7 protein-coding genes are annotated in these 14,064 nt (G+C 74.9%); 5 read left to right on the forward strand and 2 right to left on the reverse strand.

Annotation, left to right across the window (positions count from 1 at the left end; translation table 11 throughout):
* Positions 1-241 precede the first annotated feature (241 nt).
* The gene (locus tag ACZ7LU_RS25210; RefSeq protein ID WP_471918084.1) at positions 242-2,260 is read left to right on the forward strand and encodes an ATP-binding protein; all 2,019 of its coding nucleotides are present in this window, start codon (positions 242-244) and stop codon (positions 2,258-2,260) included.
* A 352-nt stretch (positions 2,261-2,612) separates the two neighbouring features.
* Complete coding sequence (locus ACZ7LU_RS25215; RefSeq protein ID WP_471918085.1) at positions 2,613-5,975, forward strand: AfsR/SARP family transcriptional regulator; 3,363 nt, start codon at positions 2,613-2,615, stop codon at positions 5,973-5,975.
* A 56-nt stretch (positions 5,976-6,031) separates the two neighbouring features.
* Here the strand turns inward: ACZ7LU_RS25215 and ACZ7LU_RS25220 are convergent, their stop codons facing one another.
* Positions 6,032-7,780 carry a bifunctional 3'-5' exonuclease/DNA polymerase gene (locus ACZ7LU_RS25220; protein ID WP_471918086.1) on the reverse strand — a complete coding sequence of 583 codons (1,749 nt, stop codon included), beginning with the start codon at positions 7,778-7,780 and terminating at the stop codon, positions 6,032-6,034.
* 791 nt (positions 7,781-8,571) lie between these two features.
* On the opposite strand from ACZ7LU_RS25220, the gene ACZ7LU_RS25225 reads away from it, so the two are divergent.
* Positions 8,572-9,312 (forward strand): ABC transporter ATP-binding protein, encoded by a 741-nt coding sequence (locus ACZ7LU_RS25225; RefSeq protein WP_471918087.1) that lies wholly within the window; start codon positions 8,572-8,574, stop codon positions 9,310-9,312.
* Positions 9,312-11,465: an ABC transporter permease gene (locus ACZ7LU_RS25230; protein ID WP_471918142.1), complete on the forward strand. Its 2,154-nt coding sequence runs from the start codon at positions 9,312-9,314 to the stop codon at positions 11,463-11,465. The genes ACZ7LU_RS25225 and ACZ7LU_RS25230 overlap by 1 nt, the downstream gene beginning before the upstream one ends.
* A 37-nt stretch (positions 11,466-11,502) precedes the next feature.
* On the opposite strand, the gene ACZ7LU_RS25235 is transcribed toward ACZ7LU_RS25230, so the two are convergent.
* The gene (locus ACZ7LU_RS25235; RefSeq protein WP_398302413.1) at positions 11,503-12,345 is read right to left on the reverse strand and encodes a nitrilase-related carbon-nitrogen hydrolase; all 843 of its coding nucleotides are present in this window, start codon (positions 12,343-12,345) and stop codon (positions 11,503-11,505) included.
* A gap of 462 nt (positions 12,346-12,807) precedes the next feature.
* Between ACZ7LU_RS25235 and ACZ7LU_RS25240 the strand changes: the two genes are divergently transcribed.
* Positions 12,808-14,025, forward strand: coding sequence for a DUF2786 domain-containing protein (locus tag ACZ7LU_RS25240; RefSeq protein ID WP_471918088.1), 1,218 nt, complete (start codon positions 12,808-12,810; stop codon positions 14,023-14,025).
* Positions 14,026-14,064 lie beyond the last annotated feature (39 nt).

Below are 14,064 nucleotides of genomic sequence, written 5' to 3' on the forward strand. Positions count from 1 at the left end.
CCGGGCGCCGACGGCGTGGGCGCCGGCGAGCCGCGCGTCGACGGCGTGGGCGGCGGTGGGCCGTGTACCGGCGGGGTAGTCGCCGGCGAGCCGGGTGCCGGCGTGGTGGTCGCCGATGGGCCGGGCGCCGACGGCGTGGGCGCCGGTAGGCCGGGCACCGGCGGCGTGGTCGCCGATGAGCCGGGCGTCGACGGCGTGGGCGCCGGCGGACCGGGCGTCGACGGTGTGGCGGCGCAGCGTCGTGCGTGATGTTCCGCTTCGTAAGAGCCTGCTGGCGCGCCTCCTCGCCGTCTCCGTCCTGGTCTCCATCGGTTCCATCGCCGCCACCGCGTGGCTCGCGGCGCAGACCACCTCCGGCGCGCTGCGGCAGGAGCAGGGGCAGGTCCTCGCCGACGACGCCCGCATCTACGACAGGCTCCTCGGCGTCGGCGCGAGCGCACCCCAGTGGCGGGGCGCCGACAAGGCCGTACGCGAACTGTCCCGCAACACCGGCCGCCGTATCGCCCTCACCACCCAGGACCACAAGGTCATCGCGGACTCGGCTCCCCGCCGCACCGCCCTGCCCCCGACCGCCTCCGCCGTGCTCGACCCCCTCTCCGTGGACGCGACGCTGGTGCCCGGCCGCGCGGACGAAGACACGGCGGTCGACCGCATCGACCCGCGCGCGGTCGGCCCCTACCGCCTCCCCGGGCAGGAGCGCAAAGCCCTCAAGGAGGCCGCCGCCCGGAGCGCGGCCTGCCTGACGGAGCTAGGGATGAGCCCCGAAGTCGTCTTCGGGACCGGCGGCCGGCCCTTCGTACGACTCGACTACCACTCCGGCGAGTTCATGGACTCACGCTGCCGCATGAGCCTGCTCGACGTGCCCACCGCACACGAACAGAAGGCCCTCGACAAGCTCAACTCCCTCGCCGACGCCTGCATGAAGCGGCGCGGGCTCGCCCCCGTCCCGATCAGCCTCGACCTGACCGCGCGGTCCGGACCGAAGCCGATCGGCGCCGCCCCGACGTCGGTGCCCGTGGCGCCCCGCGAGACCCCGTCCATCGACTCTTCGGCCGCCCCCGGCTCCCACCTCGGCCCCGCCCTCACCCCGGCCTACCCGGACCCGACCGCGAGCGAGCCGGCGGCGGACGGGCTGGCCACGGACGAGCAGGCCGCGCGGAGGCAGGCCGACGCGGCCAAGCCGGCCGCGGGTGAGCCGACCGACGCCGCCATCAGGTCCTGCGTCGACACCGCGCGCCGCGAGCAACTCGGCCCGTACGTCTCCTCGCCCGCGCTGCTCTTCATCACCAGCTCCGACGGCACCCGCAGCACCCCCGCCTTCAGCCTCTCCCGGGCCAACACCGTCCGCCTGGCCGGACTCGCCGCCGCCGTCCTCGCCGTCACGGTCGCCGTCACCGCCCTCGCCGCGACCCGGCTCACCCGGCCGCTGCGCGCGCTCACCACCGCGACGCGGCGCATGAAGGCGGGCGAGCCGAGCGAGCCGGTGCCCGAACGGGTCACCCGCTCGGCGGGCGAGATCAGCCAACTGGCCGCCGCGTTCAACGACATGGCGGCCCACCGCAAGGCCCTGGAGGAACAGCGCAAGGCCATGGTGAGCGACGTGGCGCACGAACTGCGCACCCCGCTGTCCAACATCCGCGGCTGGCTGGAGGCGGCGGAGGACGGCGTCGTCGACACCGACCCCGAACTGGTCACCTCGCTCCTCGAAGAGGCCCTGCTGCTCCAGCACATCGTCGACGACCTCCAGGACCTGGCGGCCGCCGACGCGGGCACGCTCCGGCTGCACCGCGAGCCGGTGCGCGCCGCCGAGATCGCCGACCAGGTGGCGGCGGCGCACCAGGCGCGCGCGGACACGGCCGGGGTGAAGCTCAGGGCCACCGCGTTCGGTGACCCGTGGGTGACGGCCGACCCGCTGCGGCTGCGCCAGGCGGTCGGCAACCTCGTCTCCAACGCCGTCCGCCACACCCCCGAGGGCGGCAGCGTCCGCATCAGCTGCCGCACGACGTCCGACGCGGTGCTCATCGAAGTCGCCGACACGGGCACCGGGATAGCGCCCGCCGATCTGCCGCACGTCTTCGACCGGTTCTGGCGCGCCGACAAGTCGCGGACCCGCGCGACGGGCGGCAGCGGTCTCGGCCTGTCGATCGTGCGGAAGCTGGTGGAGGCGCACGACGGGACGGTGTCGGCGGAGAGCGTGCCGGGGAAGGGCTCGCTGTTCACGGTGCGGCTGCCGGCGGAGCAGCGGCCGCCGGGAGAGTAGCGACTTCCGGAGGGGGAGGACGTGGGGGAGGGGGCGGCAGGGCGAAAGCCCCGGTCGGTCACCTCCGCCGACCGGGGCTTTCTCTGCCCCCGGATCCGGCCGCGGCGGCGACACTCCCCCGAGCTACGCGCTGTGCGCGAGTACCGGCGGGCCAGATCCGATGCAGTGATCAGATCAGGCCACGCCAACAGATCGCTAACATGTGGCCCGACGGCTCTCTGAGCACATCGGATCAGCTCCGGATCAGCTCCGGATCAGCTCCGGATCGGCTCCGGAACAGACACGCAGCCGGTACCCGCAGCCGGTGCGCACAGCGGGACATGGCGATACGAGTACGGCACGGGGGAACGGTGTGAGTGAGCGATGCGGGCTGCGGTTCGGTCTGCTCGGGGCACCTGCCGTGTACGACGACGAGGGCGAGCCGCACCCCGTACGCAGTGCGAAGGGTCGCGCCCTGCTGGCCGCGCTCCTGCTCGAACCCGACCGGGTCGTCTCCCTCGGCGCCCTCAAGGACGCCCTGTGGGGCGACTTTCCGCCAGCCTCGGCACAGGCGTCCCTGCAGAACCACGTGACGCGGCTGCGGCGCCTCCTCGACGATCCGCGGCGGCTGCGCGCGGTGCCGCCCGGATACCGGCTCCGCGTCGGTGAGGGCGAGTTGGACGTCCGGGTCTTCGAACACCTGGTGGCGCAGGCGCGGGCCGCGCACGCGGCGGGGGACTGGGCGCGGACCGTCGCCCGCGCGACGGACGCGCTCTCGCTGTGGCGCGGCACGCCGTTGAGCGGCCTCCCGGACTCGCTGGACGGCCACCCCCTCGTACCGCGCCTCGAAGAGGCACGTCTCCTCGCCCTTGAATGGCGGTACGACGCCGAACTGGAACTCGGCACCGGCGGCCTGGCGGCGCTCGCCCCCGAACTCGCCGCACTGGTCGCGGAGCATCCGCTCCGCGAGGCCTTCCACCGCCAGCTGATGCTCGTCCTGCACCGCACGGGCCGCCAGGCCGAGGCTCTCGCCGTCCACCGCGAACTGCGCCGCAGACTCATCGAGGAACTCGGCGTGGAACCGGGCACGGCGGTACGTGAGGCGCACCGGGAGGTGCTGGGGGCGGCCCCGGGCGGGGAGCCGGCGGATCTGGGCGGGGAGCCGGTGGATCTGGGTGCGGGGGAGTCCGCAGACGTGCCGCCGCCCGTTCCTGCGGAAGCGTCCCGGCCGGAATGCGCGGGTGGGGCGGGACGAGCCGGGGCGGCCAGTCCCGCGCAACTGCCGCCCGCACCGGCTCACTTCACCGGCCGGGACGGCACCGTCCGCTCGCTCCGGCTCGCCCTGGCCGGAGGGTCGCGCGTCGCCGTCGTCTCCGGCATGGCCGGGGTCGGCAAGAGCGCGCTCGCCGTGCATGTGGCGCACGCGCTGCGGGAGGAGTTCCCGGACGGTCAGCTCTACGTCAACCTGCGCGGCGCGACACCCGGCATGACCCCACTCACCCCGTGCCAGGCCCTCGCCGCCCTCCTCCGCGACCTCGGCGCCGAACCCCCACAGGCTTCCGGCAGCCGCGTGTGCGGAGAGGACGTCGGCAGCCCCGAGGACCGGCCGTCGCCGGATGCCGCGAGTGTGGGCTGCGCATCGCCGGGTGGCACAAGCGTGAGCCGTGAGGCGCCGGGTGCGCAGGGTGCGGCGGATGTGCCGGGTACGCAGGGTACGCAGGGTGCGGCGGCAGGGTTGGGTTGCGCGGTGCCGGATGCCGTCGGCGCGCGCCGTGAATCGCCGGATGCGGCGAGCGCGTTGCTGCGGTCTCTGCTCGCGCCCACCCGCACGCTGATGGTCCTGGACGACGCGGCGACGGCGGCGCAGGTGCGGCCGCTGCTGCCCGCCGGCTCCGGCTGCGCGGTGATCGTCACCAGCCGCTCGCCGCTGACGGCCCTCGACGGCGCTGCCCGCTTCCCGCTTGCGCCCCTCTCCGACAGGGACAGCGCCGCACTGCTGTGCGCCGTCTCCGGCCGCGCGGGGCTCGACGCCGGGCACCCGCTGATCGAACTCGCGGGCCGCCTCCCCCTCGCCCTGCGCATCGTCGCCGCCCGCCTGGCTGCCCGCCGCGCCCTCACCCCCGACGCCCTCGCCGAACTCCTCACTGTCAGCGGCGGCCGCCTGCACCACCTGGAGTACGACGACCTGAGCGTGCGCCGCTCCCTCGCCGTCGCCCTCGACGCCCTGCGCACCTCGGACCGCGAGGCCGACCGCGTCGCCGCCCGCGCCCTCACCCGGATCGGCGCGCTCGACCTGCCGACGTACGGAGTGCCGCTCCTGGCCCGCCTGTTGGGCACCGACGAACTGCGCGCAGGCGCTGCCCTCGACCGCCTCGTCGACGTCGCGCTCCTCGAAGAGACGTCCTACGGCCGGTACGCCCCGCACGATCTCGTACGCGACTTCGCCCGGGAGACGGCCACCGGGGGCCAGGGCGGAGCCGCCGCGTGTGCCGGCGTCGTCGAGGAGGCCTTCCGTTGGTACGCGGAGTCCGCCCGCCGCACCCTGCTGGCGATCCTCCCCGATGGCCTGGACCGCTCCGACCGCCTACGCGGCGTCGGGCCCCGCCTCGTACGCGCCGAGCGCGCCGACGCGGGAGTACCCCCGTCAACGGGGGAGCCCGTGGGAGGCCCGGCCCAGCCTATGGACGTCCCCACCCCACCCGCGGCGGGAACGAGCCCGCCCGCGGTGGAGGCGAGCACGCCCCCGGCGACGGGCACGCCCCCGGAACCCGCCCCCATGTCCGCAGAGGACGCCTTCGCCTGGGGAGACGCCGAGCTCGCCAATGTGCTCGCCCTCGCCGAGAGGCACAGCGACCCCCTCGGCCTGCTTCCCGTCCTGGTCCGCTGTCTCTTCCCGTACCTCCAACGCCGTGGCCGCCTCACCGAGTTGGCGGTGCTCGGCGCCCTCGCCCTGGACGGCGCCCGCCGGCAGGGCGACGCCGCCGCCGAGGCCCAGGCCCTCACCGATCTCGCGGGGCTGCACTTCATGTCAGGCCGGAGCCGGGAGGCCCTCGCCCTGAACGACGAGGCCCTCGCCCTCTGGCGGGCACTCGGCATCGTGTCCTGCGTACGGCGCGGCCTCAACAACCGCGGCCTCCTCCTCGAAGGTCTCGGCCGCCACGCCGAATCCGCCGAGGCGCTCCACCAGAGCCTCGACCTCGCGCAGGACCTCGCGGACCCGCTCAGCGAGGCGATCACCCTCAGCCACCTCGGCAACCTCTACGAGCACACCGACGCCCGCGCCGCCATCGCCCACCACGAACGCAGCCTCGCGATCGGCGAGACCATCGGGCACGCCGTCGTCCGCCAGTCCGCCCACTGCAACATCGGCTACGCCCACCTCACCCTCGGCGAACCGGCCGCCGCCCTCGGCCACTTCGAGGAGAGCCTGCGTCTGCACGGCGAGTACGAGGACTGGCACGGAGCCTCCCAGGCCCGCCTCGGACTGGTCCGCGCCCTGCGCGGACTCTCCCGTTCCGCGGAGGCGACGCGTGAGTGCGCCGCCCTCCTCGACCGCGCCGAACAACGCGGCGACACCCACATGACGGGCCTCGCCCGACACCAGCGCGGGCTCCTCCTCCGGGCGGCGGGGCGCGACGAAGAGGCGTACGACCAGTGGAGGGCCGCGCTGCGCGCGCTGGACGGCACGGACAGCAAGGTGTCGGACGAGCTGCGGGAGCTGCTGGCGGCGGCGTAGCGCCACCCCCCCTCTCCCGCCTCTTCGTCCTACTTCCGTCTTCTTCCGTCTTCTTCCTACTTCGCGTCCGCGTAGCACTCCACCACAGCCGTGGTGAACGGGAATCGGACCGGCGTCTCCCCGAACGCGATCCGGCCCGCGAGATCCCCCGCCTCGCGCACCGCGCGAACCACCGTTTCCGCCTCCTCGGCAGGGCAGTGCACGATGACCTCGTCGTGCTGGAAGAACACGAGCCGGGCCCGCAGGCCGCCCTCCGCGATCGACCGCCGCAGGGCGGCCAGCATCAGCAGCGCCCAGTCCGCCGCGCTGCCCTGCACCACGAAGTTGCGGGTGAAGCGGCCGCGGGCGCGGGCGTCGGACGAGGCGTAGCCCGGAGTGAACTCGCCCTCGGAGGGCGGGCCCCCGTCACCGCCGGCCGGGACGGCCACGGAGCCCGTCCGGCCCGTTCGGCCCGTCGGGTCCTCTTGGGGGATGCCCGCCTCGTCGTCCTCCCCGGCGCCCGCCGCGGGCGGACTCGTCCGTCCCAGCCACGTCCGTACGAGCCGGCCCTCCTCGCCCGCCTTCGCCGCGTCGTCGACGTACGCGACGGCCAGCGGGAAGCGGCGGCGCAGCGCCGCCAGGTTCTTCAGGCCGTCGCCCGACGTCTGTCCGTACACCGCGCCGAGCAGGGCGATCTTCGCGTGCTCGCGGTCGCCGGAGAACGCGCGGTCCGAGAGGCGGGTGTACAGGTCCTCCTCGCTGCCCGCCACCTCCATCAGGCCCGGGTCGCGCGAGATCGCGGCGAGGACCCTCGGCTCCATCTGGTCGGCGTCGGCGACGACGAGCCGCCAGCCGGGGTCGGCGACGACGGCCCTGCGGATCACCTTCGGGATCTGCAGCGCGCCGCCGCCGTTGGTCGTCCAGCGGCCGCTGACCGAGCCGCCCGGGGTGTACTCCGGACGGAAACGGCCGTCGTGCACCCAGTCCTGGAGCCAGCTCCAGCCGTGGGCGGTCCAGATCCGGTACAGCTTCTTGTACTCGATGAGGGGCTTCACTGCGGGGTGGTCGATCCCCTCGAGCTCCCAGCGCCGCGTCGACTTCACCCTGATGCCCGCCTGCGCGAAGGCCTTGACGACGTCCGCGGCCAGATCCGGGCGGACGCGGCGGCCGAACGCGGTGGACACCTCGTCGGCGAGCTCGGTGAGACGGCGGGGCTCGCCGCGCCCCGCGTACCGCTCGCCGAGCAGTTCGGTCAGGAGCGCGCGGTGGACGTCGGCACGCCAGGGCAGGCCCGCGTCGTTCATCTCGGCGGCCACGAGCATGCCGGCGGACTCGGACGCGGTGAGCAGGCGCATGCGGCCGGGGTGGGCGGTCGCGTCGTGTCTTCGCTGCTGCTCGGCGTGCACCTCCACGAGCTCGGCGAGGGACAGGTCGATGCCGCCGGGGCGGGGCTCGAAGAGGGAGTCCTGGGTGCCGGGCTCGGCGGCGCGGGGCGGGGGGTCGGGGGGCACGGGGGTGTTGCGGATGCGGGCGAGGGCCGCGGCGGCGGAGCGGGGCTCGCCGAGGCGGCCCTCGTGGCCTAGGAGGAGGAGCTCGGCGGCCTCGATGTCGTAGCAGCGGGGGACGCGGAGGCCGGCTGCGAGGAGGCGGGGATAGACGGCGGCGGTGGACCGCCAGACCCAGCGGTCCACGTCGGGGCGCTTGCGGACGGCTTCGGCGAGGTCGGGCTCGCGGATCTCGGCCCCTGCGGGCAGGCCGTCGTCCCCGAGCCGGACGAGCTCCGCGGCTCCTCCCTCGACAACACGAACAACCCACCTCTCACCCACACCCCCACCATCGCACCCGGCACTGACATCGCCCTCTGCTCGCTGCGCGCGGGCTGCGCCTCATGCCCGTCGATGGGGCGTGGGCGGGTTTTGGCGGGGGTGCCTTGTGCGGGTTTGCGCCTTCTGCCCGTCTGTGGGGCGGGCGGGTTGTGGCGTCGTTCGCCTTGTGGGGGGTTCGCCTTTGCTTCGTCTGTGGGGCGGGGCCGCGGGGGTATGTGCGTACTCGCCATCCCTGCGCCGCGCCTCAAGTCCAAAGGCGCCAGAGTGTGCTCGGTGCTCCGTTCGCACATACCCCCACGTCCCCTCGCGAGCGCGTGCGGCTGCGCCCCGGTGGGGGTCCTCGGGCGTACCTCGTCCTCGCCTTTGCTCCCCTGCGCGGCAGCTGCGCCGCGGGGCAATCCCCACCCACCCGCCCTACTCCCACAGAACGCCGTGGGGCGATCCCCCACTCACCCGCCCTTACTCCCGCTGGACGACGCAGGGCAGCCCCCACCCGCCCGCCTCCACACCCCCAGGGCGTCGCGGGAACACCCGCCCACCCGCCCCTACTCCCGCCGGACATCGCGGGGGAACACCCACCCACCCGCCCTACCCCCACAGGACGTCGCGGGGTAAACGGGTGGGTGGGTGGGAGACATCCGCCGCGGAGCGGCGGGCTCGGTGCTCCTACCCCGGCAGGACGTCGCAGGGCAGGCCATACCCCCCGCCCCCCGGAGGGTATGGCCCGCCCTACCCCCGGGACGCCCTCCAGGGGGCGTGTTCCGGGGAGGGCGCGCCGGTTGGGTGGAGGCATGAGTGAAACCGTTGTGCGTCTCGCCGGAGTCCGCCGACTCCACGGCGAAGTAACCGCCCTCGACGGCGTCGACCTCGACGTCCGCACCGGCACCTTCGTCGCCGTGATGGGCCCCTCCGGCTCCGGCAAGTCCACACTGCTGCAGTGCGCCGCCGGACTCGACCGCCCGACGTCCGGGCTTGTCGAGGTGGGCGGGACCGTGCTGACGGGACTGAGCGAGCGCCGGCTGACGCTGCTGCGCCGGCAGCGGATCGGCTTCGTCTTCCAGGCCTACAACCTGCTGCCCGCCCTGAGCGCCGCCCAGAACGTCGCGCTCCCGCAGCGCCTCGCGGGCCGCAGGGTCTCGCGTACGGAGATCCGTGACGCGCTCGGGCGCGTGGGCCTCGCCGACCGTGCCGGGCACCGGCCCGGTGAGCTGTCGGGCGGGCAGCAGCAGCGGGTGGCGCTCGCGCGGGCGCTGGTCACCCGGCCCGCGGTGCTCTTCGGCGACGAGCCGACGGGAGCGCTCGACACGGGGACGAGCCGTCAAGTGCTCGCGCTGTTGCGCGGGTTGGTGGACGAGGAGGGGCAGACCGTCGTGATGGTCACCCACGACCCGGTGGCGGCCTCGTACGCGGACCGGGTGGTGTTCCTCGTCGACGGGCGGGTGGCGAGCGAGCTGCGGGCGCCGGACGCCGGTGAGGTCGCGGCGGCGATGGCGGGCCTCGAAGCGGTCGCAGCGGCGGAGGTGCGCGCGTGATGATCTTCCTCGCCTCGCTCCGGGCCCGGTGGAGCAGCCTCGTGGGAGCCTTCGTGGCCGTCGCCCTGGGCGTCGGGCTCACCGCCGCCATGGCGCTGGGGCTGGCCGCGAGCCTCTCGGCGCCCGAGCGGGCCCCGGAGCGGTTCGCCGGGTGGCCCGTCGTCGTCATGGGGCAGGACACACTGACGGTTCCGGTCCGGCGGGGCCCGGACGTCACCCACGTAACCAAGCCGCTCATTCATCCACAGCCTGTGGATATCGAACTGCTGCGCGAGCTTCGGCGGCTCGGGCCCGTACGGCTCGACGGGGACAAACGGGACGCCGTCGGCGTCGACGCCCCCGCCCCGGCCGTACGCGAGGTCGTCGGCGGACGAGCCCGCGTCCTCACCGGCGACGACCGCCGCCACGCGGACCCCGGCACCGCGCGGGACGCCGAGGCGCTGGTGGCCGTCAACTCCTTCCTCGGCACGGCGGGCGGTGTGGCCGCCTTCGTGTCGGTGTTCGTCACGGCGTCGACGTTCGCCTTCGTGGTCGCGCTGCGGCGGCGGGAGTTCGGGCTGCTGCGGATGGCGGGAGCCACGCCGGGGCAGGTGCGCAGACAACTCCTCGGCGAGGCGCTCGCGGTGGGCGTGCTGGCGTCCTTCGCCGGGTGTGTGCTCGGGGCGTGGGGGGCGCGGCCGCAGGCCGAGGCGCTGGTGCGGGCGGGGATCGCGCCGGACTGGTTCGCGGTGGGAGGCGAGGAGATCGGCTGGTTCTCCTGGCCCCTCCAACTCGCCTTCTGGACCGGCCTGTTCGTCTCCTTCTCCGGGTCCTGGGCCGCGTCGCGGCGGGCCGGGCGCGTCGGCCCGGTCGAGGCGCTGCGCGACGCGTCCGTGGACAGCGGTGTCATGCCGTGGAGCCGGCGCATCGTGGGGGCGCTGCTGCTCGCCTGCGGGCTCGGGCTGCTCGTACGGACCCTGGGCACGGACCCGTCCGCGCTCCTGAAGCGCAAGACGTACACGACCCAGCCGATGATCCTGATCACCGCGGCCGCCGCGCTCGCGCCCCTTCTCGTACGTCCCGTCGTCCGCGCCTTCCGGCTGCCCGGCGCCGTCGGGCTCCTCGTCCGCGAGAACTCCACCGCCGCCGTGCGCCGCACCGCCGCCGTCGCGGCACCGGTCCTGGTCAGCGTCGCCCTCGCGGGCAGCCTGCTCGGCTCGGCGCAGACCGTGAGCGCGGCGAAGGCGACGGAGGCGGAGCGGCGGACGTCGGCCCAACTGGTGGCCACCGGGGATTCGTTGAGGCCGATCCGCCCTCAGGACGTACCAGGCGCCTCCGCCGTCTCCCCCTCCGCCGCCACCGGCGTGTTCGTACGCGAGGAAGGCAGCGCCCTCGTCCGGACCGACGCGCGCGCGGTGGGCGACCCGGTGGCACTGGCGGCGACCTCGCGGCTGCCGGTGGTCGCCGGTGACGTACGCGACCTGGACGACGGCTCGATCGTCGTCAACGAGGAGTGGGAGAAGCACCGGGTCGGCGACCACGTCGCCGTGTGGCTCGGGGACGGACGGCCCGCGCGGCTGCGGATCGTGGCGGTCCTCGCACGCGGGACCGGGGACAACGGCGCGTACGTCACCAGGGCGAACGCACCGTCCGCCCCGGTCGACCGGATCGACGTCCGGCTGGCGGCGGGCGCGGACCGCAGCGCCGCGGCGGCCGCGCTGCGGGCCCGCAGCGGAGGTGAGGTGCGCACGGCCGAGGAGTGGCTGGCCGCGACGCACCCGCGGACCAAGGCACAGACGCGCCTCGGCCTCCTCATGCTCCTCGGCATCTCCCTCGTCTACACGGGCATCTCGCTGGCGAGCACCCTGCTGATGGCGACCTCCGTGCGCCGCGCGGAACTGCGCTCGCTGCGCCTCGCGGGCGCCACGCACGGCCAGGTGCGGCTGGTCGTCGCCGGAGAGGCGCTGGTGGCCGTGGCGGCGGGCACGCTCCTCGGCCTGGCCGTCACCGCGGTCAACCTGACCGGCCTGTCCGCGGGCCTCGCCCTCCTCTCCATGCCGGCGGGAGTGGCGGTGCCGTGGGGCGAGCTCGGGGTGAGCGTGGGGGTGTGCGCGGTGGTGGCGGTGTCGGCGGGGGTGGTGGGTGCGCGGAGAAGACCCGGAGGATCACCCTGAACACATCCCGGAGCAGCCCACGGGCTCCGGCAGCTCCTCAGCTGTCGCCGCCCTCGTCGATGAGGCGCCGCACCTCGCGGTCGACCAGGCCGAGCCGCGCCTCGGCGACGAGCGGCACGGCGCGGCGCTGCCGGCGCGCCTCGTGCACGTCGATGTCGACCGTCACCAGCCCCGGCTCCCACTTCGGCGCCTGCGCGACGACCGTGCCGCGCGGGTCGACGACGCGTGAACCGCCCCAGAACGAGGCGCCGTTCTCATTGCCGACCCGGTTCACGAAGACGACCCAGCACTGCAGCATGCGGGCGGTGTACGACAGCAGCGTGTCCCAGTACAGGCCGGTGTCCATGGCCTCCGGGTCCAGGCTGGCCGCGCTGTTCGTCGGTACGAAGATGACCTCGGCGCCGTCCTGCACGGCGAGCCAGGGGAGCGCGGGCTGCCACGCGTCGTTGCAGATGAGGGTGGCGGCGCGGCCCTGCCCGTGCGGCAGGTCGTACGCGCGCAGGTGCTGGCCCGGACTCACGTGCTTGCGCTCCTCCCACGCCAGGTAGTTCGGGAGGTACAGCTTCCGGTGTACGTGCAGGAGCCGGCCCTCCGAGACGTACGCCGCCGTGTTGTACGCCCGGAGGCTCGTGTGCTCGTGGAGGCCGACCAGGACGTCGGGGCCACCGGGTTCCGTCAGGCCGAGCAGCCCCGGGTCGTCCGTCGTGATCGACGTGTCCCTCTTGAGCCCGCCCAGGTGATAGCCGTGCAGGCTCAGCTCGGGGAAGACGACGAGGTCGGCGCCCTGGGCCGCGGCCTGGGCCGCCTGGTCCCGCGCGGTCTCCAGGTTCTGCTCGACCTCACCCAGCGCGCAGTCCGTCTGTGCCAGCGCGACTCGCATGCGCCGAGCCTTCCAGCCCCGCCCGCCTCCCGCACCCGGGAGCCCCCCGGACGGGCCCCCGGGCCCGCGGCGCCCCCGGTCCACCCGCGCCGCCCCGCCAGCCCACAACCACCAAGCCCGCCGCTCCGCGGCGGATGTTCCCACCCACCCACCCGTTTGCCCCGCAACGACCTGCGGGAGTAGGGGCAAGGCCCCCCACCGGGCCGCAGGCGCGCACGCGCCCGAGGGGACGTGGGGGTATGTGCGAACGGAGCACCGAGCGCACTGTGGCGTCTTTGGACTTGAGGCGCGGCGCAGGGATGGCGAGTACGCACATACCCCCGCGGCCCCGCCCCACAGACGAAGCAAAGGCGAACCCCGCACAAGGCGAACGACGCCAGAACCAGCCCGCCCCACAGACGGGCAGAAGGCGCAAACCTGCACAAGGCGCCCCCGCCAGAACCCGCCCCATACCCTTGCCCCATGGACTCGGTGATCGACAGGGCGTTCGCGGCTGCGCTGTACGGCGACGGTGACGAAGGCCTGGACGCCGGGGCGTCACTCCTCGCGGCCGCCCCCGAGGCGGACGCCGACCTGCGCCGCCGAGGCGAAGAGTACCTGCACCGCGCCTGGCAGCGAGGCTGGCAGCCCGCCGACATCATCCGCCTCGTCCGCCGCGACCTGGACGACCCCCACGTACGCCTGACCGCCACCCTGATCCGCGCCGAGACCAGCCGCTACGCCCACCTGCCGCCCCGCTGGGCAGCCCAGCTGGCGGACCTCGGGCCGGCCGACGCGGACGGGCCCGCCCAGGACCGTTTCACCCGGGCCACCACCCACCTCCAGCTCTACCGCCTCCTCCTCCGCCTCCCCCCACTCGAACCGGCAGGACCGCCACCCGGCGACACCCTCCCCGGCCCGGTCCAGGGCGAGCCCCGCACCCTCACCCGTATCCGCGCCCTGCTCGCCAAGGCGGAGGCGACCGGCTTCCCGGAGGAGGCCGAGGCGCTGACCGCCAAGGCGCAGGAGCTGATGGCCCGGCACTCGCTCGACGAGGCGCTGCTCGCGGCCCGTACGCACGCGAAGGACGTCCCTGGCGCGTGCCGCGTCGGCGTGGACGCCCCGTACGAGACGGCGAAGGCGATCCTGCTCGACGCCGTCGCCGCCGCGAACCACTGCAAGGCGGTGTGGAACGAGGCGTACGGCTTCTCGACCGTGGTCGGCTTCGAGCCCGACCTGGAGTCGGTCGAGCTCCTCTACACCTCCCTGCTGGTGCAGGGCACCACGGCGATGACCAAGGCGGAGGCCGGCCAGCGTGCGGCGGGCCGCAAGCGCACGAAGACGTTCCGGCAGGCCTTCCTGATGGCGTACGCGCACCGCATAGGCGGCCGCCTGGCCGCGGCGGGCGAACACGCGGTGACGGAAGCGGCACGGGAGGCCGCCGGGCCCACCGGCTCGGGCGGGGGCGCGGAAACCGACCCGGCTGCCCTGCTCCCCGTACTGGCCGCACGCGACGTCGCCGTCACCGAACACACCGAGCGGATGTTCCCCGAGACGACCACGACGCGGGTGCGGGGCGTGACGGACGCCGAGGGCTGGAACCACGGAACGGCGGCAGCGGACCGCGCCCATGTCGCGCACCGTGGCCGCAGCCACGGTCAGGGCCAGGGCAGCCAGGGCCGGGGCCCGGCGCTGCCGTGAGCGGACGCCGACCAACACCCCCACACCACACGGCAGTTC

Source organism: Streptomyces sp. NPDC039462, assembly GCF_055639375.1.

What these genes read in the sequence shown, in the direction of transcription:
- ACZ7LU_RS25240 (WP_471918088.1), top strand. Translation starts at nt 12,808, where the DNA reads ATGGACTCGGTGATCGACAGGGCGTTCGCGGCTGCGCTGTACGGCGAC.
- ACZ7LU_RS25225 (WP_471918087.1), top strand. Translation starts at nt 8,572, where the DNA reads ATGAGTGAAACCGTTGTGCGTCTCGCCGGAGTCCGCCGACTCCACGGC.
- ACZ7LU_RS25235 (WP_398302413.1), bottom strand. Translation starts at nt 12,345, where the DNA reads ATGCGAGTCGCGCTGGCACAGACGGACTGCGCGCTGGGTGAGGTCGAG.
- ACZ7LU_RS25230 (WP_471918142.1), top strand. Translation starts at nt 9,312, where the DNA reads ATGATCTTCCTCGCCTCGCTCCGGGCCCGGTGGAGCAGCCTCGTGGGA.